21 protein-coding genes are annotated in these 20,741 nt (G+C 72.5%); 9 read left to right on the top strand and 12 right to left on the bottom strand.

Going from position 1 to position 20,741, the window contains the following annotated elements; translation table 11 throughout:
- The first annotated feature begins 56 nt into the window (after nt 1-56).
- Genes R2S09_RS06890 through R2S09_RS06875 form a run of 4 tightly spaced genes read left to right on the top strand, consistent with a single transcriptional unit; the run spans nt 57 to nt 5,518 of the window.
- The gene (locus R2S09_RS06890) at nt 57-1,367 is read left to right on the top strand and encodes an extracellular solute-binding protein (RefSeq protein WP_316740153.1); all 1,311 of its coding nucleotides are present in this window, start codon (nt 57-59) and stop codon (nt 1,365-1,367) included.
- Complete coding sequence (locus R2S09_RS06885; RefSeq protein ID WP_306190451.1) at nt 1,364-2,260, top strand: carbohydrate ABC transporter permease; 897 nt, start codon at nt 1,364-1,366, stop codon at nt 2,258-2,260. Before R2S09_RS06890 ends, R2S09_RS06885 begins: the two co-directional genes overlap by 4 nt.
- Nucleotides 2,261-2,264: 4 nt before the next feature.
- The gene (locus tag R2S09_RS06880; protein WP_306190450.1) at nt 2,265-3,170 is read left to right on the top strand and encodes a carbohydrate ABC transporter permease; all 906 of its coding nucleotides are present in this window, start codon (nt 2,265-2,267) and stop codon (nt 3,168-3,170) included.
- A gap of 35 nt (nt 3,171-3,205) precedes the next feature.
- The gene (locus R2S09_RS06875; protein WP_306190449.1) at nt 3,206-5,518 is read left to right on the top strand and encodes a glycoside hydrolase family 3 N-terminal domain-containing protein; all 2,313 of its coding nucleotides are present in this window, start codon (nt 3,206-3,208) and stop codon (nt 5,516-5,518) included.
- Between the two features lie 323 nt (nt 5,519-5,841).
- Here R2S09_RS06875 and R2S09_RS06870 read toward each other — a convergent pair whose 3' ends face one another.
- Genes R2S09_RS06870 through tsaB form a run of 4 tightly spaced genes read right to left on the bottom strand, consistent with a single transcriptional unit; the run spans nt 5,842 to nt 8,403 of the window.
- Entirely contained in the window at nt 5,842-6,108 is a 267-nt protein-coding gene (locus tag R2S09_RS06870) for a hypothetical protein (protein ID WP_306190448.1), read from the bottom strand.
- Nucleotides 6,105-7,214, bottom strand: a complete 1,110-nt coding sequence (tsaD, locus tag R2S09_RS06865) for a tRNA (adenosine(37)-N6)-threonylcarbamoyltransferase complex transferase subunit TsaD (protein ID WP_316740152.1) — start codon at nt 7,212-7,214, stop codon at nt 6,105-6,107. Before tsaD ends, R2S09_RS06870 begins: the two co-directional genes overlap by 4 nt.
- Nucleotides 7,215-7,219: 5 nt before the next feature.
- A complete protein-coding gene (gene rimI / locus R2S09_RS06860) occupies nt 7,220-7,699 on the bottom strand; it encodes a ribosomal protein S18-alanine N-acetyltransferase (protein ID WP_316740332.1) in 480 nt (159 codons plus the stop codon).
- A 50-nt stretch (nt 7,700-7,749) separates the two neighbouring features.
- On the bottom strand, nt 7,750-8,403 hold the full coding sequence (gene tsaB / locus R2S09_RS06855) for a tRNA (adenosine(37)-N6)-threonylcarbamoyltransferase complex dimerization subunit type 1 TsaB (RefSeq protein WP_306190446.1): 654 nt from the start codon (nt 8,401-8,403) through the stop codon (nt 7,750-7,752).
- A 125-nt stretch (nt 8,404-8,528) separates the two neighbouring features.
- Between tsaB and R2S09_RS06850 the strand changes: the two genes are divergently transcribed.
- Nucleotides 8,529-9,095, top strand: a complete 567-nt coding sequence (locus R2S09_RS06850; protein WP_316740151.1) for a hypothetical protein — start codon at nt 8,529-8,531, stop codon at nt 9,093-9,095.
- Between the two features lie 20 nt (nt 9,096-9,115).
- Here the strand turns inward: R2S09_RS06850 and R2S09_RS06845 are convergent, their stop codons facing one another.
- The 5 genes from R2S09_RS06845 to R2S09_RS06825 form a co-directional block, all read right to left on the bottom strand.
- Nucleotides 9,116-9,331 carry a hypothetical protein gene (locus tag R2S09_RS06845; protein WP_306190444.1) on the bottom strand — a complete coding sequence of 72 codons (216 nt, stop codon included), beginning with the start codon at nt 9,329-9,331 and terminating at the stop codon, nt 9,116-9,118.
- Between the two features lie 131 nt (nt 9,332-9,462).
- Complete coding sequence (tsaE, locus tag R2S09_RS06840; RefSeq protein WP_306190442.1) at nt 9,463-10,017, bottom strand: tRNA (adenosine(37)-N6)-threonylcarbamoyltransferase complex ATPase subunit type 1 TsaE; 555 nt, start codon at nt 10,015-10,017, stop codon at nt 9,463-9,465.
- Nucleotides 9,983-11,215, bottom strand: a complete 1,233-nt coding sequence (locus R2S09_RS06835; protein WP_306190441.1) for an alpha/beta fold hydrolase — start codon at nt 11,213-11,215, stop codon at nt 9,983-9,985. The genes tsaE and R2S09_RS06835 overlap by 35 nt, the downstream gene beginning before the upstream one ends.
- A 184-nt stretch (nt 11,216-11,399) precedes the next feature.
- Entirely contained in the window at nt 11,400-12,611 is a 1,212-nt protein-coding gene (gene alr, locus R2S09_RS06830) for an alanine racemase (RefSeq protein ID WP_316740150.1), read from the bottom strand.
- Nucleotides 12,612-13,009: 398 nt separating this feature from the next.
- A complete protein-coding gene (locus R2S09_RS06825; protein WP_316740149.1) occupies nt 13,010-14,470 on the bottom strand; it encodes an NAD(P)H-hydrate dehydratase in 1,461 nt (486 codons plus the stop codon).
- 115 nt (nt 14,471-14,585) lie between these two features.
- Between R2S09_RS06825 and R2S09_RS06820 the strand changes: the two genes are divergently transcribed.
- The gene (locus R2S09_RS06820; protein ID WP_316740148.1) at nt 14,586-14,735 is read left to right on the top strand and encodes a hypothetical protein; all 150 of its coding nucleotides are present in this window, start codon (nt 14,586-14,588) and stop codon (nt 14,733-14,735) included.
- A 7-nt stretch (nt 14,736-14,742) separates the two neighbouring features.
- Here the strand turns inward: R2S09_RS06820 and R2S09_RS06815 are convergent, their stop codons facing one another.
- Nucleotides 14,743-15,114: a holo-ACP synthase gene (locus R2S09_RS06815; protein WP_306190437.1), complete on the bottom strand. Its 372-nt coding sequence runs from the start codon at nt 15,112-15,114 to the stop codon at nt 14,743-14,745.
- Nucleotides 15,115-15,246: 132 nt separating this feature from the next.
- Here R2S09_RS06815 and R2S09_RS06810 point away from each other — a divergent pair, with 132 nt between their 5' ends.
- A complete protein-coding gene (locus R2S09_RS06810) occupies nt 15,247-15,789 on the top strand; it encodes an MOSC domain-containing protein (protein WP_316740147.1) in 543 nt (180 codons plus the stop codon).
- A 28-nt stretch (nt 15,790-15,817) separates the two neighbouring features.
- Here R2S09_RS06810 and glmS read toward each other — a convergent pair whose 3' ends face one another.
- Together glmS and R2S09_RS06800 are read right to left on the bottom strand one after the other, a co-directional pair.
- Complete coding sequence (gene glmS / locus R2S09_RS06805; RefSeq protein ID WP_316740146.1) at nt 15,818-17,665, bottom strand: glutamine--fructose-6-phosphate transaminase (isomerizing); 1,848 nt, start codon at nt 17,663-17,665, stop codon at nt 15,818-15,820.
- Nucleotides 17,666-17,769: 104 nt separating this feature from the next.
- Nucleotides 17,770-18,561, bottom strand: a complete 792-nt coding sequence (locus R2S09_RS06800; RefSeq protein WP_316740145.1) for a hypothetical protein — start codon at nt 18,559-18,561, stop codon at nt 17,770-17,772.
- 248 nt (nt 18,562-18,809) lie between these two features.
- On the opposite strand from R2S09_RS06800, the gene coaA reads away from it, so the two are divergent.
- A complete protein-coding gene (coaA, locus tag R2S09_RS06795; RefSeq protein ID WP_306190433.1) occupies nt 18,810-19,778 on the top strand; it encodes a type I pantothenate kinase in 969 nt (322 codons plus the stop codon).
- Between the two features lie 16 nt (nt 19,779-19,794).
- Nucleotides 19,795-20,741: DUF389 domain-containing protein (locus tag R2S09_RS06790; RefSeq protein WP_316740144.1), on the top strand; the 947-nt coding region annotated here is incomplete at its 3' end.

Genomic DNA, 20,741 nt, shown 5'->3' with positions numbered 1-20,741 from the left:
CATTCGGGTAACCGACACAGCGTCCTGCCCGAGTGATCTTTGAAAGGTGCCGCCTTATGGAGTCCTACAGCAGACGCTGGTTCCTCGGTGCGGGCGCGGGCGTCGTCGCCGCCGCCGGACTGACCGCCTGCGGTTCCGGCAGCGGCTCGGGCGGCTCGGGCGGCGGCACCGTCAACGCGATGGTGTACGGCGACGACGCCGTCAAGGTACAGGAGAAGGCGGTCACCCGGTTCAACGCCTCCGCGGCGGCCAAGACGGCCAAGGGCAAGGTCAAGCTGCAGAAGGTGCCCGGCTCGGAGTACCCGGCCAAGCTGCGCACCGCGATGGGCTCGCCCAACGCCCCCGACGTGTTCTTCAACTGGGGCGGCGGCTCGATCAAGGCGTACAAGGAAGCCAACCAGCTGATCGACCTGACCGACACCATCCAGTCCGACTCGGTCCTCAAGGGCGGCTTCCTGCCCTCCGTCCTCGCCTCCGGGGCGCTCGAGAACAAGATGTACGGCATCCCGATGCGCGGCATGCAGCCCGTGCTGGTGTTCTACAACAAGACCCTGTTCGCCGAGCACAAGCTCCAGGAGCCCAAGACCTGGGACCAGCTGCTCGACCTCAACGCCAAGCTGAAGAAGGCGAAGATCACCCCCTTCGCGCTCGGCGGCGCCGACATCTGGCCCGAGCTGATGTGGCTGGAGTACCTGGTCGACCGCATCGGCGGCCCCCAGGTCTTCGCCAAGATCAAGGACGGCGACGCCTCCGCCTGGGGCGACCCGGCCGTGCTCAAGGCCGCGGAGACGGTCAAGCAGCTCATCGACGACGGCGCCTTCGGCAAGGGCTTCAGCTCGGTGGCGTACACCAACGGCGGCGCGCCCGCGATGCTCGCCAAGGGCAAGGCGGCCATGCACCTGATGGGCTCCTGGGAGTACCCCACGCAGCTCGGCAAGTTCCCGGACTTCGCCAAGAAGGACCTGGGCTGGTTCGCGTTCCCGAGCTACGACGGCGGCGCCGGCGACATCCGCAACGTCGTCGGCAACCCCACCAACTACTGGTCGGTCAACGCCCGGGTCTCCAACAAGGACGCGGCCATAGCCTTCCTGCGCGACTGCGCCTCCGAGGCGTACACCAAGGATCTGATCGCCAACGGTGACGTCCCGACCACGACCATCGCGGAGAAACTGCTGGACGCCTCCCCGAACCCGGAGTTCGCCACGTTCCAGTACCAGATGGTGCGGCAGGCCCCGGCGTTCACCCTCAGCTGGGACCAGGCGGTCGACCCGAACGTGTCGCAGCCGATGCTGACCGAGATCAACAAGCTGTTCGTGGGCAAGTCGTCGCCGAGCCAGTTCGTCTCGGCGCTCAAGGGGCTGAAGTGAGCTCGTCGGTCACCACCCGGGCGAAGGGCAGGCCCGGCAGGGGCGTGCGGGCGGGCCGCCCGAGCGCCGTCTGGGCCCTGCCCGCCGTCCTGTTCTTCACGTTCTTCGCCGTCGCCCCCATGGCGCTGGCGTTCTACCTCTCCTTCACCAAGTGGAACGGCCTCGGCGACCCCGAGCCGGTGGGCCTCGCCAACTGGCAGAAGCTGTTCGACGACCCGCGGCTGACCCAGTCGCTGACGGTGACCGTCCTGCTGACCTTCGTCAGCTGGGCCTTCCAGACGGTGGTGTCGCTGCTGCTCGGAGTCTGGGCGGCGGGCCGCCAGCGCAACCGCGCGTTCCTGTCCGCGGTCTTCTTCGTGCCGTTCCTGCTGTCCTCGACGGCGATCTCGCTGCTGTTCTACGCCCTGCTCGACCCGAACTTCGGCATCATCCACGGGGACACGCTCGGCACGACCTCCGGCGCCTTCCTGGCGATCGTGTTCGTCGGCGGCTGGCAGTTCATCCCCTTCCACACCCTGATCTACCAGGGCGGGGCCCGGCAGATCCCCGAGGTGCTCTACCAGGCGGCCGCGATGGACGGCGCGGGCCGCTACCGCCAGTTCTTCTCCATCACCCTGCCCCAGCTGCGCAACACGGCGACCACGTCCAGCGTGCTGATGATCGTCGGCTCGCTGACGTACTTCGAGACCGTGCTGATCCTGACCCAGGGCGGTCCGGGCACGGACACCGCGATCCTGCCGTACCTGATGTACCAGGCGGGCTTCAAGAACTACGACTTCGGCTACGCGAGCGCCGTCGCGTCCTTCCTCGTCGTCGCCGCCACCGCGCTGTCGCTGCTGCTGGTGCGGCTCTCCGGCTTCGGGAACATGCGCAGCACCAGGGAAGGAATGTGACGAGATGTCACACGACACGTTGCGACGTCCGCGTCCTGTGAAGACCTCCGCCCGCCCGTCCGCCGCGGACCCCGGCCGCCGCCGGCGGCACTGGACCCGACGCCCCAACCCGCTCGCGGGTGCGGGGTCGGTGCTGTGGCTGGTCGTGGTGATCATCCCGATCTACGCGATGATCTCGGTCTCGCTGACCCGCCAGGACCAGGCGCTGGGCAACAACGCCCTCAAGCCGCCCAGCCACCCCACGCTGGACAACTACAACACCGTCCTGCACAACGGCTTCGGCCACTTCCTGCTCAACACGCTGCTCGTGGCGGCGGCGGTCGTCGTGATCGTGCTGGCGCTGTGCGTCCCGCTGTCCTACGTGGCCGTGCGCTCCCGCACCTTCTGGTCGGGCGCGACCTTCCGGCTGTTCCTGCTCGGCGTGGCCATCCCCGCGCAGGCGGTCGTGGTCCCGCTCTACCTGATGATCGCCAAGCTGAACCTCTACGACAGCCTGCTCGCGATCATCCTGCCCACCGCGGCCTTCGCCATGCCCGTGTCCACGCTGATCCTCACCGGCACCATGCGGGACATCTCCGAGGAGATGTACGAGGCGATGTCCCTGGACGGCGCCTCCACCACCCGCATGCTCTTCCAGCTGGTCATCCCGATGACCAAGGGCGGTATCAGCACCGTCGTCATCTACTCGGCGCTCCAGGCCTGGAACGGCTTCCTCTTCCCGCTGATCTTCACCCAGTCCGACGGCCCGCGCGTGCTGACCCTCGGCCTGTTCAACTACGTCAGCCAGTTCGGGGTGAACATCCCCGCCCTGCTCGCCTCGGTCGTCCTCTCGGGAATCCCGATCTTCGCCGTCTATCTGGTGGCCCGGCGTGCCCTCGTCGGCGGACTGATGGGCGTGGGCGGCAAGTGAACGCACCCTTCCCCGACGACTCTGACAGGAGTTCCATGACCACCGCCCCCTGGCGTGACCCCGCCCTGCCCGCCGCCACCCGCGTCGACGACCTGATCTCCCGGATGACCCTCGAGGAGAAGATCGCCCAGCTGTACGGCGTGTGGGTGGGCGCCGCCACGGACGGCGACGGAGTCGCCCCGCACCAGCAGCACATGAACACCGACTACGACTGGGACGAGCTGATCACCCAGGGCCTCGGCCAGCTCACCCGCTCCTTCGGCACCTCCCCCGTGGACCCGGCGCTGGGCGCGCAGGCGCTGGCCCGCGCCCAGCGCCGTATCGCCGAGGCCGGCCGCTTCGGCATCCCCGCCGTCGCCCACGAGGAGTGCCTGGCCGGCTTCACCACCTGGGGCGCCACCGCCTACCCGGTCCCGCTGGCCTGGGGCGCGACCTTCGACCCCGCCCTGGTGGAGGCGATGGCCGCGCGGATCGGCCGGGACATGCGCTCCGTGGGCGTGCACCAGGGCCTGGCCCCCGTCCTGGACGTGGTCCGCGACCTGCGCTGGGGCCGGGTCGAGGAGACCATCGGCGAGGACCCCTACCTGGTCGGCACCATCGGCAGCGCGTATGTGCGGGGCCTGGAGTCCGCCGGGATCGTCGCCACCCTCAAGCACTTCGCCGGGTACGCCTCCTCCGCGGGCGCCCGCAACCTGGCCCCCGTCCGGGCCGGCACCCGCGAGTTCGCCGACGTCACGCTGCCGCCGTTCGAGATGGCGCTGCGCGAGGGCGGAGCCCGCTCGGTGATGGCGGCGTACACGGAGACGGACGGCGTCCCGGCCTCCGCGGACCCGCAACTGCTCACCGAACTCCTGCGCGAGCAGTGGGGCTTCACGGGCACGGTGGTCGCCGACTACTTCGCCATCGACTTCCTCCAGACCCTGCACCGGGTCGCCGGCAGTCCCGCCGAGTCCGCGCACCTGGCCCTGGCCGCCGGCATCGATGTCGAACTGCCCACCCTGAAGTGCTACGGCAAGGACCTGGCGGCGGCGGTACGGGCCGGGACGGTCCCGCAGGAGCTGGTGGACCGCGCGGCCCGCCGCGTCCTGGTCCAAAAGTGCGAACTGGGCCTGCTGGACGAGGACTGGGACCCGGACCTGCCCACGGAGTCCATCGACCTGGACTCGGCCGAGAACCGGGCCGTGGCCCGCCGTCTGGCCGAGGAGTCGGTGGTCCTGCTGGCCAACCCCGACGGCGTGCTCCCCCTCTCCCCCGACACCCGTATCGCCGTGGTCGGCCCCCGCGCCGCGGACGCCCTGGCGATGCTCGGCTGCTACTCCTTCCCCTCCCACGTGGGTACCCAGCACCCCGAGACCCCCATGGGTATCGAGATCCCCACCGTGCTGGACGCCCTGCGCACCGAGCTCCCCGACACGAAGGTGACGTACACCGAGGGCTGCGGCGTCTCGGACCCGGACACCTCCGGCTTCGAGGAGGCGGTCGCCCGGACCCGCGAGGCGGACGTGTGCGTGGCGGTGCTCGGCGACCGCTCCGGACTGTTCGGCCGGGGCACGTCCGGCGAGGGCTGCGACGTGGCCGACCTGGCGCTGCCCGGGGTGCAGGGCGCGCTGCTGGACGCGCTGGTGGGCACCGGCGTGCCCGTCGTCCTGGTCCTCCTGACCGGCCGCCCCTACGCGCTCGGCCGCTGGGACGGCCGCCTGGCCGCGGCGGTGCAGGCGTTCTTCCCCGGCGAGGAGGGCGGCCCCGCGGTGGCCGGCGTCCTCTCCGGCCGGGTGAACCCCTCCGGCCGCCTCCCGGTCAGCGTGCCGCGGGGCCCCGGAGGCCAGCCGTGGACGTACCTCCAGCCGCCGCTGGGCCTGGCGGGCGAGGTGAGCAACCTGGACCCGACACCGCTGTACGCGTTCGGGCACGGCCGCTCCTACACGGCCTTCGCGTGGGAGGACTTCGAGGGCGGCGAGCGCACGGAGATCGGCACGGACGGCGGCCACGACCTCTCGCTGACGGTCCGCAACACCGGTGACCGGGCGGGCGCGGAGGTCGTCCAGCTCTACCTGCACGACCCGGTGGCGGCGGTGACCCGGCCGGACGTGCGCCTGATCGGCTACCAGCGGGTCGAGCTGGCCCCGGGCGAGTCGAGCCGCGTGACGTTCCGCTTCCACGCGGACCTGTCGGCGTTCACCGACCGGTCGGGCCGCCGGGTGGTCGAGCCCGGCGCGCTGGAACTGCGGCTGGCGGCCTCCGCGGCGGACGTCCGCCACACCACCCGCCTGACCCTGACCGGACCCGTGCGGGAAGTCGGGCTGGAGCGGCGGCTGCGCTGCGAGACGGAGATCTCGCAGGAGGGCTGAGCACCGGACCGGCCGAGCACCGAACCGGCCGAGCACCGGACGGAAAAGGCCCGTCTCCCTCGGGGAGGCGGGCCTTCGACGTGACGTCCACAGAGAACGCCGCTGGGAGAACGCCGTGTACGGAACGCCGTGTACGGGACACGGAAAACCCCGCCCCGGCAGAGCCGGAGCGGGGTTTAGTCGAGCGCCGGGCAGGCCTTGCACCTGCATCTCCCCGCAGGAAGCGGGACGTCTTTCCTTGGACCACCAACGCACTGCTCGCGGGCCCTCGTTCACCCGCTCGCGTGTGATGATCATAGCGCATCGGCGGCCCGGCGCACCACTCAGTGATCCGCGTCCTCGCCCAGCGACTCGAAACGCCACCGGTGCACGGGCCGGGTGACCGACCCGGCGTCGGGCTCGGGCAGTTCCGGCAGCTCGGCGTCGTAGGAGGCGTCCCACCAGGTGATGACCAGTACCCGGTCCTGCGCGGCGCGGAAGGTCTCCCGGCGCAACGGCTCCCGGGCCAGGCGCTGTTCGCGCACCCAGGCGAGCAGTTCGGCGCCCCGGCCCCCGGCCGCCCGGGCCTCCCACATCAGCGCGACGGTCACGAGTACAGGTTCTCCTTGCTGATCTCGTGCACATGGTCGTGCGCATGACCAAGGTCGCCGGGGACGTGCGGGTCCGTGACCGGCAGGGAGGAGTCGGCCGACAGGTCCCAGCCGGAGACGGCCCGGCCCCGGGCGACCATCTCGGCGCCGAGCGCGGCGACCATCGCGCCGTTGTCCGTGCACAGCTTGGGGCGCGGCACGCGCAGCCGGATGCCGGCCGCCTCGCAGCGCTCCTGGGCCAGGGCGCGCAGCCGGGAGTTGGCGGCCACGCCACCGCCGATCATCAGATGGTCCACGCCCTGGTCCTTGCAGGCGCGTACGGCCTTGCGGGTCAGGACGTCCACCACCGCCTCCTGGAAGGAGGCCGCGACGTCCCGCACCGGGACCTCCTCTCCGGCCGCCCGCTTGGCCTCGATCCAGCGGGCCACCGCCGTCTTCAGGCCGGAGAAGGAGAAGTCGTACGCCGGGTCGCGCGGGCCGGTCAGGCCGCGCGGGAACGCGATCGCCTCCGGGTCTCCCTCACGCGCGTACCGGTCGATCACCGGACCGCCGGGGAACCCCAGGTCCAGCACGCGCGCGATCTTGTCGAAGGCCTCGCCTGCGGCGTCGTCGATCGTCGCGCCCATGGGGCGTACGTCGGAGGTGATGTCCGTGGACAGCAGGAGGGAGGAGTGGCCGCCGGAGACCAGCAGCGCCATCGTCGGCTCGGGCAGCGGGCCGTGCTCCAGCTGGTCCACGCAGATGTGCGAGGCGAGGTGGTTGACGCCGTACAGCGGCTTGCCGAGCGCGTAGGCGTACGCCTTCGCCGCCGAGACACCGACCAGCAGCGCGCCCGCCAGGCCGGGGCCGGCGGTGACCGCGATGCCGTCCAGGTCCTTCGCGCTCACCCCGGCTTCCTTCAGCGCGCGGTCGATGGTGGGGACCATCGCCTCCAGGTGGGCCCTGGACGCCACCTCCGGGACGACACCGCCGAAACGGGCGTGTTCGTCGACGCTGGAGGCGACCGCGTCGGCCAGCAGCGTGGTGCCGCGGACGATGCCGACGCCGGTCTCGTCGCAGGAGGTCTCGATGCCGAGGACGAGCGGCTCGTCCCGGGTGTCAGCCATGGGTCTCAAGTTCCTTGTACGCCGTTGACGGGGTTACGGGGGGTCGCGGGATCGGACAGGCGCATCACCAGGGCGTCCACGTTCCCCGGCTGGTAGTAGCCACGCCTGAAGCCGATGGGTTCGAAGCCGAAGCGCTCGTAGAGCCGCTGGGCGCGGACGTTGTCCACGCGGCACTCGAGCATCACCTCGGAGCACTCGAAGGCGCTCGCGGCCCGCAGCAGTTCGGTCAGCAGCCGGGCGCCGAGGCCGGTGCCCCAGTGGTCGCGGGCGACCGCGATGGTCTGGATGTCGGCCTGGTCACCGGAGGCGACGAGACCGGCGTAGCCGACGATCCGGCCGTTCTCCTCGGCCACCACGTACCGCCGGGTCGCCTGCCCGCCGCGGGAGTGCGCCAGCTCGGACCAGAACATGCCCCGCGACCAGGTGTCCTCGGGAAACAGATCCTTCTCCAGCACCAGCACCGGGTCGATGTCCCACCAGCGCATCTCCCGCAGGGCGCAGGCCGCGGTCCCGTTCCCGTTCTTCGTCTGATCCGTCACTTGGGGGTGACCACCTTGTAGTTCTTGGGCACCTGGGCGTCCGGCCGGCGCAGATACAGCGGCCGGGCCGCGGGCAGCTCCTCGCCGGCGGCCAGCCGCTCGGCGGCCAGGCGGGCCAGGGCGGCGGCCGACACATGCTCCGGCTCGTGCACCTGCGGGAAGGTGTCCGGGTAGAGCAGTGCGCCCGCGCCGACCGCGGGCAGCCCCTTGACCTCGTCGGCGATGTCGGCGGGCCGGTCGACGGCCGGGTCGGTCAGACGGGTGCGGGAGTCGGCGTAACGCGCCCAGTAGACCTCCTTGCGGCGGGCGTCGGTGGCCACGACGAAGGGGCCGGGGACGTCGGCGGCGTAGGCGAGGCCGTCGAGTGTGCACGCGCCGTGCACGGGGACGCCGAGCGCGAGCCCGAGGGTGTCGGCGGTCATCAGGCCGACGCGCAGCCCGGTGTAGGGGCCGGGGCCGATGCCGACCACGATGCCCGTGACGGCGTCCAGTCCCAGCCCGGCCTCGGCGAGGACCCGGTCGACGGCCGGCAGCAGCAGCTCTCCGTGCCGGCGGGCGTCGACCTGGCTGGACGAGGCGATGACGGCCGTGCCGTCGTGCAGGGCGACGGTGACGGCGGGGGTGGCGGTATCCAGAGCGAGCAAGAGCACGCAAACAGCCTACGGCTCCGGCGGGGTCGGCACGGCCGTCCGGGTCGGGGGCGCCGCGGCTGCTACCGTCGCGAGCGTGCCGTGCGGCGGCACGGGTACAGCGACTGGCGCAGAGGTGGACGACCGTGGCAAGGAGCAGCTCGGGATTCGTGGCCGGGCTCACCGCGGCCGCCGTCGCCACGGTCGGCTTCCTCGCCTACCAGGCGCGGGCGAGCGTGCCCCCGAGCCTGAGGGACGCGCACGGCGCCACGGCCTCGCCCACCCCGGCCCCCACGAAGGCGCCCCGCGACCAACGGCACCCGGCCGCACTGCCCGCCGGCTCGGGCACGGGTGAGCGGGTGGTGTACTCGGTGGACGACGACCGGGTGTGGCTGGTCAGTGAGAGCGGCCGGGTGGAGAACACCTTCACGGTCAGCCCGGGCAGCGTCGACCCGCTCCCGGGCACCTACGCGGTCACCTCGCGCTCGAAGGCGGTCACCGGCACGGACGGCATCCCGGTCGAACACGTCGTGCGCTTCACCACCGTCAACGGTGTGGTGATCGGCTTCAGCGCGGCGGTGCCCTCGAGCTCGGGCTCCGCCCCCACCCCCGACACCTCGGTGAAAACCGGCGGCATCCGCGAGTCCCGCACGGACGGCGAGGCCATGTGGATGTTCGCGACGATCGGCCAGAAGGTCGTCGTCATCCGATAGGGCTACGCCGTCCGACAGGGCTACACCGCTTGCCGCCGCCGTTTCCCGGCGCGGCGGGCCGGGTGGGCGGCCTGGCGGGCGTCCGCGGGGGCCGGGGGCTGTGGCGGGCGGGAGACGGCGGCCGCTGCCGCACAGGAGGCCAGGAGATCGGCCATGGGCACCCCCGCGACCGCGTGCGGGCCGGGCCGGCGGTCGGTGGGCGGCTCGTTCGGCTCGGTGGGCTGGGAGGTCGGCATGGTCGCCCTCCTGGGCTCGGGAGCGGGCGAAGTTAGGTAAACCTAACTTCGAGCTGAGCACCATGTGACCACGTCCGGGCGCGCGGCGCAAGGCATGCCGGCTCCCTGGCCGGAGCCCGCCCCGCCGGTGCTCAGGCGGTCAGGACGTCCAGGTCCACGGCCGCCCACCGGTCGCCGATCCCGGTCACCGTCACATGGCGCACCTCGTCCGTTCCCGGGGGTCCGGGGGTCTCCCCCCGGAAGGGCGCAGTCCCGACGGCCCGGTGGATCAGGACCTGCAACCGCTCGTCGGTCAGCTCCTCGACCTTCCCCTCGCCCCACTCCACGACGATCACGGAGTCCGGCAGCGAGACGTCGAGGTCCAGGTCCTCCATCTCGTCGAGCCCGCCGGACAGCCGGTAGGCGTCGACGTGCACGAGGGGCGGGCCGTCGCCGAGGGACGGGTGCACGCGGGCGATCACGAAGGTCGGGGAGGTGACGGCGCCGCGCACGTCGAGGCCCTCGCCGAGCCCCCGGGTCAGCGTGGTCTTGCCCGCGCCCAGCTCACCGCTGAGCATCACGAGGTCACCGGCGCGCAGCAGCTTGGCGAGACGGCGGCCCAGCTCCCGCATCTGCTCGGGAGAGGTGACGGTGATCTCGACGGGCTCGCGGTCAGCCGGGCTGTGCGGTGCTGCTGGTGCTTCCATAGCCACCCACGGTAATGCCTGCCGGGACCGCGCCGACGCGGGCGAGCAGGTCGGCGAGCCGGTCGGTGACGACCTCCGGGTGCTCCAGCATCACCAGGTGCCCGGCGTCCGGGACCAGCACCAGCTCCGCCTCGGGCAGCAGGTCGGCGATCGCCTCGCTGTGCCCGCTGGGCGTGACCATGTCGTCCACTCCCGCCAGGACCAGCACCGGCAGGTCCGTGAAGAGGCCGAGCGCCTCCGTCTTGTCGTGGTCGGTGAAGGCCGGATAGAACTCGGCGACCACGTCGATCGGCGTGCTCTCGATCATCCGCTCGGCGAACCGGGCGACCGCCGGGTCGATGTCACGCCCGGCGAAGGAGTACCGCTTGATGATCCCGGCGAACAGGTCGGCGGTGGCCCGCCGCCCCTTCTCCACCAGCTCGGCGCGCTGCCCGAGCGCCTTCAGCACGCCCGGCAGCACCCGCCGCACGGCGTTGACGCCGGCGACGGGAAGCCCGAAGTTCACCTCGCCGAGCCGTCCGGAGGACGTCCCCACGAAGGCGGTGGCGACGACCCGCTCCCGTATCAGCTCGGGGTACTGGGCGGCCAGGGCCATCACGGTCATACCGCCCATGGAGTGCCCGACCAGCACGATCGGCCCCTCGGGCGCGGCGGCGTCGATCACGGCCTTCAGATCGCGGCCCAGCTGGTCGATGGTCAGCGGCACGCCGTCGCGTATCTGGCCCACTCCCCGCGCGGACCGGCCGTGGCTGCGCTGGTCCCAGTGCACGGTCCGTACGACGCCGCGCAGCGCCGCCCGCTGGAAGTGCCAGGAGTCCTGGCTGAGGCAGTAGCCGTGGCTGAAGACGACGGTGACGGGTGCGGGTGTCCGGCGCCCGAAGAGCCTCCGGCGGCGCGGGCCGAGGTCCACGGCGGTCTCGGGGTCGACGTCGTCGACCTCGTAGTAGAGCTCGGTGCCGTCGTCGGCGTACGCCCTGCCCGGGGTGCCGCGCAGGGTGCCGTAGGGACCGGCCGAGTCCAGGGCCAGCCGGGCCCTCCTGCGCATGTCGCGGCCGACGGTCATCCGCTCGATGGCGACGGTGGCGGCCGCGCCCGCCGCCACCACGCCCAGCGCGGCGCCCGCGATACCGGTGGCCCGGCGCCAGCCGCCGGACGTCATCGCGGCGGAGGCGGCGGCCACCGCACTGCTCTCGCTCACGTACCGCTCCTCCTCGTGCTGCCGTGCCGACGCGTTGCGCCGTGCTGTCGTCCTGCGCCGTGCTGATGCCTTGTGCCGTCCTGTGCCGTACCGCTGCTCGTGACGGTCACGGTCTGCACCGTACTGGCGTTCGGGGACGCGGCGCGGCCGGACCGCCGCCCCGTTCCCGCGTGGGCCGTCCGCGCTACGCGTCGCGCTCCGCTCCCGCTTCCCGCCCCCGCTCCGGTTCTTCTTCCTCGTTCACATAGACGCGGGGAACGCGCGTTCCGATGCGTGTGACGATCTCGTATGCGATCGTGCCGGCGGCCTGCGCCCAGTCCTCGGCGGTGGGTTCGCCGCGGTCGCCGGGGCCGAAGAGCACGACTTCCGTTCCGACCTCGGGTTCGTCGCCGCCCAGGTCGACCACGAACTGGTCCATGGCGACCCGGCCCGCCACCGTACGCCACTTGCCGCCGACCAGGACAGGCCCGGTGCCGGAGGCGTGGCGCGGGATGCCGTCCGCGTAACCGACGGGCACGAGCCCGAGGGTGGTATCCCCCGGGGTGACGTAGTGGTGGCCGTAGCTGATGCCGTGCCCTCCCGGCACATGCTTCACCAGGGCCAGCGAGGCGGACAGGGTCATCACCGGGCGCAGCCCGAAGTCGGCCGGGGAGCCGAGTTCCGGGCTGGGTGAGATGCCGTACAGGGCGATCCCGGTCCGGACGAGGTCGAAGTGGGCCTCGGGCAGGGTGAGCGTGGCGGGCGAGTTGGCGATGTGCCGCACCTCGGGGCGCGCACCCTTCCGCTCGGCGTGCGCGACCATCTCGCGGAAGCGGTCGAGCTGGGCGGCGACGGAGGGGTGGCCCGGCTCGTCGGCACAGGCGAAGTGGGACCAGAGCCCGGCGATGCGGACCAGCCCGTCGGCCTCGGAACGCAGGGCCTCGGCGACGAGTTCGGGCCAGTCGGCGGGCTGGCAGCCGTTGCGCCCGAGCCCGGTGTCGGCCTTCAGGTGGACGCGGGCGGGCCGGCCGGCGGCCCGGGCCGCCTCACGGACCTCCGCGAGGGCCCACATCCCGCTCACGGACACGTCCACGTCCGCCTCGACGGCCTCTCGCCACGGCCCGCCGGGCGTCCACAGCCAGCACATGATCCTCACCCGGCCGGGTGACAGTCCGGCCGCGCGCAGCGCCAGGGCCTCCTCGGGCGTGGCGGTGCCGAGCCAGGTCGCCCCCGCGGAGACGGCAGCACGGGCGCACGGCACCGCGCCGTGGCCGTAGGCGTCGGACTTGACCACGGCCATCAGGGCCGCGCCGGGCGCCCGCTCGCGCAGCGCCCGGACGTTGGCGCGCACAGCGGCCAGGTCGATCTCGGCGCGGGCACGCAGCGGTGCCGTCCGCGGGTGTGCTGTCTCGTTCATCGCGCCCAGTGTCTCAGAGGCCCCGGACGGCCCCACAGCACCGTTCGGCCGGGACCGGGACGGGGCGGCTCACGACGACCTCGAGGCGACGCCCCCTCAGACCGTCGACTCCCTCGGACCGTCGACTCCCTCGGACCGTCGACTCCCTCCGGCCGCCGGCCTCCTCGGACTGCGGGCTTCCTCCAGCCGCCGGCCTCCTCAGACCGCCGACTCCCTCCGGGCCACCGACTCCCACAGCCCGCAGGCCCCCGAACCCCGACACCCTCAGACCACCGCCCCCCGCACCACCGCCTCCCGAACCACCGCCCCCGGACCACCGGCCTCCGGACCTCGGCTCCCACGGACTGCAGGCTTCGTCAGACCGCCGCCCCGGCCCGACGGCCACCTCGCACCGGCTCCTACCGCCCCCGTGCCTCCGGCCGCGTCCGCCGGACATCGCGCCAGGCCCGGGGAATGGTGTCGGACACGTCGTGGGCGCCGATCGGCGCGCCCTTCGCGGCCAGGCGGCCGGCCAGGCCGTGCAGGTAGGCCGCCACGCCGCCCGCGTCACGGGCGGACAGGCCGGCCGCGAGCAGGGACCCGCCGAGCCCGGACAGGACGTCGCCGCTGCCGGCCGTGGCCAGCCACGGGGTGCCGGTCGGGTTGACCCGCGCCGGGCCGCCGTCCGGGTCGACGATCAGCGTGGTCGAGCCTTTGAGCAGGACGGTCGCGCGGTAGCGGGCGGCGAGTTCCCGGGCGGCGGCCAGCCGGGCCGCCTCCACCTGCTCCCGTGCCACACCGAGCAGCGCGGCGGCCTCGCCCGCGTGCGGGGTCATCAGGGTCGGCGCGCTGCGGGCCCGTACGGCCTCCCGGTCGGCGAGGCGCAGGCCGTCCGCGTCCAGCAGGACGGGGACGTCCGCGTCCAGCACCTCCGAGACGGTCGCCACGTCGTCCCCCGCCCCCGGCCCCACCACCCAGGCCTGCACCCGGCCCGCCTTGTGCGGCCCCTGGTCGGACACCAGGGTCTCGGGGAAGCGCGCGATCACCGCGTGCCCGGCGGGTCCGACGTACCGTACGGCCCCCGCGCCGCCGCGCAGCGCGCCGGACACCGCGAGCACGGCCGCACCGGGGTAGCGGGCCGAGCCGGCCGCGATGCCGACGACGCCCCGGCGGTACTTGTCGCTCTCGACGGCCGGCCTGGGCAGCAGGGCGGCGACGTCCGCGTGCTGGAGGGCTTCCAGTTCCGGTTCGGCGGGCAGCTCGGGGCCCAGGCCGATGTCGACGAGGCGGACCGTCCCGGCGTACTCGCGGGCCGGGTCCACGAGCAGTCCGGGCTTGTGGGTGCCGAAGGTGACGGTCAGGTCGGCGCGGACCGCCGCTCCGCGCACCTCGCCGCTGTCCGCCTCCACCCCGCTGGGCAGGTCCACGGCGACGACGACGGCCCCGGAGCGCGCCGCGCGCTCGGCCAGCGGTACGGCGTCGGGGCGCAGGCCCCCCTTGCCGCCGATGCCGACGATCCCGTCGATCACGAGGTCGGCCCGGTCGATCAGCCGGTCGGCCGCGTCCGGCCGGGCGACCGTGCCGCCCGCGCGGCGCAGCGCCGCGAGGCCTCCCGGGTGGGTGCGGTCGGGAGCGAGCAGCACGGCGGCGACCCCGGCGCCGCGGCGGGCCAGCCGGGCCCCGGCATACAGGGCGTCGCCCCCGTTGTCGCCGCTGCCGACGAGGAGGACCACCCGGCGGCCGTAGACGCCCCCGAGCAGGTCCGCCGATGCGGCGGCGAGTCCGGCGGCGGCACGCTGCATGAGGGCGCCGTCCGGGAGCCGCGCCATGAGCGCGCGCTCGGCTGTCCTGACCGTCTCGACGCTGTACGCGGTACGCATGCGGTCGAGTCTGCCCCGCATACGCCCGTCATCGCACGGGAACCGGGAGGAGAAGACCGGACGATGCGGAGGAAACCGAGAGGCGGGGAGGGAGAAGCCCCCGGCACATGGTGACGTGGTCCTGCTCCACTCGGACGGCCTGACCGAACGCCGCGGCCCGGACCTCGACCGGGACTCCTGCCACCAGCTCACCGGCCCCCACCCGGAGGACGACGCCACGGTGCTCGCCATGCGCGTCATGGAGAGCGGCATCGGCGGCCGGTGACGGTCCGTCATCCTTCCGCGATCACCACCGCCGAGGCCACCCCGGCGTCATGGCTGAGCGAGATGTGCCACGCCCGCACCCCGAGTTCCGCCGCGCGGGCCGCGACGGAGCCCTTCACCCTCAGCCGCGGACGCCCGCTGTCCTCGACGTACACCTCCGCGTCCGTCCACAGCAGCCCGGCGGGCGCGCCGAGGGCCTTGGCGACCGCCTCCTTCGCGGCGAACCGCGCGGCCAGCGAGGCGATGCCCCGGCGCTCCCCGCCCGGCAGCAGCAGCTCGTCCGCCACGAACAGCCGCTTGGCCAGATTGGGCGTCCGCTCCAGCGACTCCGCGAACCGGTCGATCTCGGCGACGTCGATTCCGACCCCGATGATGCTCATGCCGAGCACCCTACGGCCGTGCCGCCGCCGACGGGTTCCGGCGATCGCCGGACCGTGACGGCGCACGGCACCCGGCGCCGCGTCGTAGGCTGCCGGGGGGGTATCACCGACTGAAGAGGGGGATTCGGGGTCATGGGCGCGACAGTGACGGCGGTCAGCAGCAATGCCGAGTACTCGTTCACCAAGCCGAACCGGGACAGCATCACGCTGCTCGCCGGCCTCGGGGTCGAGGGGGACGTCCACGCCGGCGTGACGGTCAAGCACCGCTCGCGTGTCGCGCAGGACCCCACCCAGCCGAACCTGCGCCAGGTCCACCTCATCCACGCGGAGCTCTTCGCCGAGGTCGCGGGAGCCGGGTTCCAGGTGGCTCCCGGTCAGCTGGGCGAGAACATCACCACCCGCGGCATCGACCTGCTCGGCCTGCCCGTCGGCACCCTGCTGCGCATCGGCGACGAAGCGGTGCTGGAGGTGACCGGGCTGCGCAACCCCTGTGTGCAGATCGACGCCTTCCGGGACGGGCTGCTGAAGCAGGTCGTCGGCCGCGATGCGGCCGGGAACATCGTGCGCAAGGCCGGGATCATGAGCGTCGTCCGAGAGGGCGGCGTGGTGCGCCCCGGCGACGCGATCGAGGCGGAGCTGCCGGAAGGGCCGCACCGGCCGCTGGACCGGGTCTGATCCCTCCGGCTGCCGCCGCCGTGTTCGCTCACTCCACCGTGACCGACTTCGCGAGGTTGCGGGGCTGGTCGACCTCGTTGCCGCGGGCCGTGGCCAGTTCGCAGGCGAAGACCTGCAAGGGGACCGTGGCGACCAGGGGCTGGAGGAGGGTGGGGGTCACCGGGATGCGGATCAGATGGTCCGCGTACGGGACGACGGCCTCGTCGCCCTCCTCCGCGATCACGATCGTCCGGGCGCCCCGGGCGCGGATCTCCTGGATGTTGGAGACGATCTTGTCGTGCAGCACGGAGCGGCCGCGCGGCGACGGCACCACCACGACCACCGGCAGATCCTGGTCGATGAGGGCGATCGGCCCGTGCTTCAGCTCGCCCGCCGCGAAGCCCTCGGCGTGCATGTACGCCAACTCCTTCAGCTTCAGGGCGCCTTCGAGAGCGACCGGATACCCGACGTGCCGGCCCAGGAACAGCACCGTGTTCTTCCCGGCGAGGGAGCGGGCCAGTGCCCGTACCGGCTCCATGGTCCGAAGGACCCGCTCGACCGCGCCGCCGATCTGCGACAGGTCGCGGATGACGGCCCGGATCTCGTCGCCCCACTTGGTGCCCCGCACCTGGCCCAGGTACAGCGCCACCAGGTAGCACGCCACCAGCTGGGTCAGGAACGCCTTGGTGGAGGCGACCGCGACCTCCGGGCCCGCGTGCGTGTACAGCACCGCGTCCGACTCGCGCGGGATCGTCGAGCCGTTGGTGTTGCAGATGGCCAGCACCTTCGAGCCCTGCTCGCGGGCGTGGCGCAGCGCCATCAGGGTGTCCATCGTCTCGCCCGACTGGGAGATGGCGATCACCAGCGTCTGCGCGTCCAGGATCGGGTCCCGGTAGCGGAACTCGCTGGCCAGCTCCACCTCGCAGGGGATGCGGGTCCAGTGCTCGATGGCGTACTTGGCGATCAGGCCCGCGTGGAAGGCCGTACCGCAGGCGACGATGACGACCTTGTCCATCTCGCGCAGTTCGGAGGCGGAGATGCGCACCTCGTCCAGTGTCAGGTTCCCGGCCCCGTCGATGCGGCCCAGCAGCGTGTCGGCGACCGCCTTGGGCTGCTCGGCGATCTCCTTGAGCATGAAGTAGTCGTAGCCGCCCTTCTCGGCGGCCGCCGCGTCCCAGTCGACGTTGTAGGAGCGGACCTCGGCGGGCTGCCCGTCGAAGCCGGTGACGGTGACGCCGTCCCGGCGCAGCTCCACCACCTGGTCCTGGCCCAGCTCGATCGCGGAGCGGGTGTGGGCGATGAACGCGGCGACGTCCGAGGCGAGGAAGGCCTCGCTCTCGCCGACCCCCACCACCAGCGGCGAGTTGCGGCGGGCGCCGACGACCACGCCGGGTTCGTCGGCGTGCACCGCGACCAGCGTGAACGCGCCCTCCAGCCGCCGGCACACCAGCCGCATGGCCTCGGCGAGGTCGGCGGTCGCGGAGAACTCCTCGGCGAGCAGGTGGGCGACGACCTCGGTGTCGGTCTCGGAGGACAGCTCGTGGCCGCGTTCCTGGAGCTCCGCCCGCAGGGACGCGAAGTTCTCGATGATGCCGTTGTGGACGACGGCGACACGTCCGGCGTTGTCGAGATGCGGGTGGGCGTTGGTGTCCGTGGGAGCGCCGTGGGTGGCCCACCGGGTGTGGCCGATGCCCGTCGAGCCGGTCGGCAGCGGCCGTTCGACCAGTTCCTTCTCCAGGTTGACCAGCTTCCCGGCCCGCTTCGCCGCCGCCAGCCCGCCGTCCGCGAGCACGGCGACACCGGCCGAGTCGTAACCCCGGTACTCCAGCCGCTTCAGCCCGGCCATCACGACCTCGAGCGCCGACTGCGACCCCACGTATCCCACGATTCCGCACATGGCCCGCAGCCTACGGCCCGTCAGCCGCCGAAACCCGCCTCTCCGTGCCCGAAATCGGAAATTCCCACCGGGGTAGGAACGCCTCCGGTGGGAATGACCTCACGTCACTTCAGCTTGGCGAGCTGGGCGTCGACGAGCTCGGCGGGGAAGGGGAAGTCCTTGCCGGAGGCGCCGGAGGCGAGGTTGACGGCCGGGAAGTAGGCGAGCGTGGCGCCCTTGCGGACGATGACGCTCTTCATCGGGAACTTGACGCCGTCGGCGGACACCGTCGAGGTCAGGGCCAGCGCCTCGTCGGCGCCCTGCGGCGCGTCGGTGACGGCGACCTTGACGACCGTGGTCTTGGTGCCGAGCGCCGTGTAGGCGAAGCCGCCGGCGCACTTCTGCGCGGCCGCCTTCAGGTCCTTCATCGCCTGCTCGGCGCCGCCGTCCGCATAGGAGGAGAGCGTCTCGACGACCTTCGTCCGGTCGAGGCCGGTCATGATGGCGTCCTCGGGGTCGGCGCCCGGCTCGGGCTTCTTCGCGTCGCTCGCCCACGAGCGCTTCGCCGTCGCCGAGGGCGTGCCGGTGTAGGTACCGGCCTGGAGCAGGGCGAGCGGCGCGCACGCCTCGTCCTCCGCCTTCACCTTGTCCTGCGCGACGTTGTCCCCCGCCGCGACCTTGGTGGTGACCTTCCCGCTCTTGACGTCCGCCTGCGTCAGCGCGGCCTTCTCCAGCTCGGCGGCGGTCAGCGGCTTCGCCACGGCGGGCGTGGCGGACGCCGTCTTGTCGGCCTGAGTCGTCTTGCCCGCGTCGCCCTTGTCCCCGTCGTCGGAGGAGCCGCCGCAGGCGGTGGCGAGCAGGGCGAGGGCGGCGGCGGACGCGGCGAGGGCCGTACGGCGGATCACCAGGGAACTCACGAGGGCAAGCCTCTTTCTCTTCGGATCTGCGGAAACCCCTCCGCAGCGCTTTACGTGCACTTTACGCACAGCCAGGGCACAGATGATCAACATTTTCACCACCCGGTATCCGACCGTGACGCCGACGTGATCACCGGCGGCACACACGCGTGCGCGTGACGAGGGGAACGGGGCCGGCGTGACACACCCCACCCCCCGCCCCCTTCGAACTCCGTTAACAATGGACTGTGATCTCTCCGGTCCCCTCGATGCCCCGGAGCGCCCACCGGTCCCGGCCGGAGGCGACTCCCTACGTCGACCTCACCCGAGCCGAGTGGAGCGCGCTGCGCGACAAGACGCCGCTGCCGCTCACCGCCGAGGAGGTCGAGCGGCTGCGCGGCCTCGGCGACGTCATCGACCTCGACGAGGTGCGGGACATCTACCTGCCGCTGTCCCGGCTGCTCAACCTCTACGTCGGTGCCACGGACGGGCTGCGCGGCGCGCTGAACACCTTCCTCGGCGAGCAGGGCTCCCAGTCCGGCACCCCCTTCGTCATCGGGGTGGCCGGTTCGGTCGCCGTCGGCAAGTCGACCGTGGCCCGTCTGCTCCAGGCGCTGCTCTCCCGCTGGCCCGAGCACCCGCGGGTCGAGCTGGTCACCACCGACGGGTTCCTGCTGCCCACCCGAGAACTCCAGGCGCGCGGCCTGATGTCCCGCAAGGGGTTCCCGGAGTCGTACGAGCGCCGGGCGCTGACCCGGTTCGTCGCCGACATCAAGGCCGGCAAGAGCGAGGTGACCGCGCCCGTCTACTCGCACCTGATCTACGACATCGTCCCCGGCGAGAAGCTCACCGTCCGCCGCCCGGACATCCTCATCGTCGAGGGCCTGAACGTCCTCCAGCCCGCCCTGCCCGGCAAGGACGGCCGCACCAGGGTCGGTCTCGCCGACTACTTCGACTTCAGCGTGTACGTCGACGCGCGCACCGAGGACATCGAGCAGTGGTACCTGAACCGGTTCCGCAAGCTGCGCGGGACCGCCTTCCAGGACCCCTCCTCGTACTTCCGCAAGTACACCCAGGTGTCGGAGGACGAGGCCCTCGACTACGCCCGCACCATGTGGCGGACGATCAACAAGCCCAATCTGGTGGAGAACATCGCACCCACCCGGGGCCGCGCCACGCTGGTGCTGCGCAAGGGCCCGGACCACAAGGTGCAGCGGCTGAGCCTGCGCAAGCTGTGACCTCTACGCTGCCGTCATGCTGCATCTGCGACTGATCACGCCCGCCGGGCGCACCGATGCCGTGGTGCGGCTGATCGAGAGGACGGTGGGCGCCACGCACCTCGTCGTGCTGCGGGGCGCGGCCCGGGACCCGGCCGGTGACGTGGTGATGTGCGACGTCGCACGCGAGGCGGGTCACGAACTCCTCACCGGCCTGCGGGGGCTGGGGATCGAGCAGACCGGTTCGATCGCCGTGGAGAACATCGAACTGTCGCTGTCCAAGCGGGCCGAGAAGGCCGAGGAGGAGGCGCCCGGCGAGGGCGCGGACGCGGTGCTGTGGGAGCACCTGGCGGACGCCACGCAGGAGGAGTCGACGCTGTCGGTCACCTATCTGGCGTTCATCACGCTCGCCACCATGATCGCGGCCTGCGGTGTGCTGCTGGACAACGCGATCCTCATCGTGGGCGCCATGGCCGTCGGACCGGAGTTCGGTCCGCTGGCGGGTCTGAGCACCGCACTTGTGCAGCTGGCCCCGCGGCCGGCGCTGCGGTCGCTGACCGCGCTGCTGGTGGGCTTCGCGCTGGCGATGGCGGTGACGGTGGGCTTCAGCGTCTTCATGGACGCCGTCGGGCTGTTCAGCGAGAGCAGGCTGGAGGCCCCACGGCCCAACACCAGCTTCGTCTACGCCCCCGACTGGTTCTCCTTCGTCGTGGCGGTCCTCGCCGGAGCCGCCGGCACGCTCTCCCTGACCTCGGCCAAGTCCGGCGCCCTGGTCGGCGTCGCCATCTCGGTGACCACCGTCCCGGCCGCCGCCAACGCGGCCGTGGCACTCGCCTACGGCGACCCCCGGCAGACCTGGGGTTCCACCGTGCAGCTGCTGCTGAACCTGCTCGGCATCGTCCTGGCCGGCACGCTCACGCTGCTCGCCCAGAAGTGGCTCTGGTCCAGGCGACGCGAGCGCACCCACCGCGCCTCGGAACCCTC

Origin of the sequence: Streptomyces sp. MK7, from assembly GCF_032658145.1 — a bacterium.
In the GTDB taxonomy this organism is placed as follows: domain Bacteria; phylum Actinomycetota; class Actinomycetes; order Streptomycetales; family Streptomycetaceae; genus Streptomyces; species Streptomyces spiralis.
This window is presented reverse-complemented; position numbering and strand designations above follow the sequence as displayed.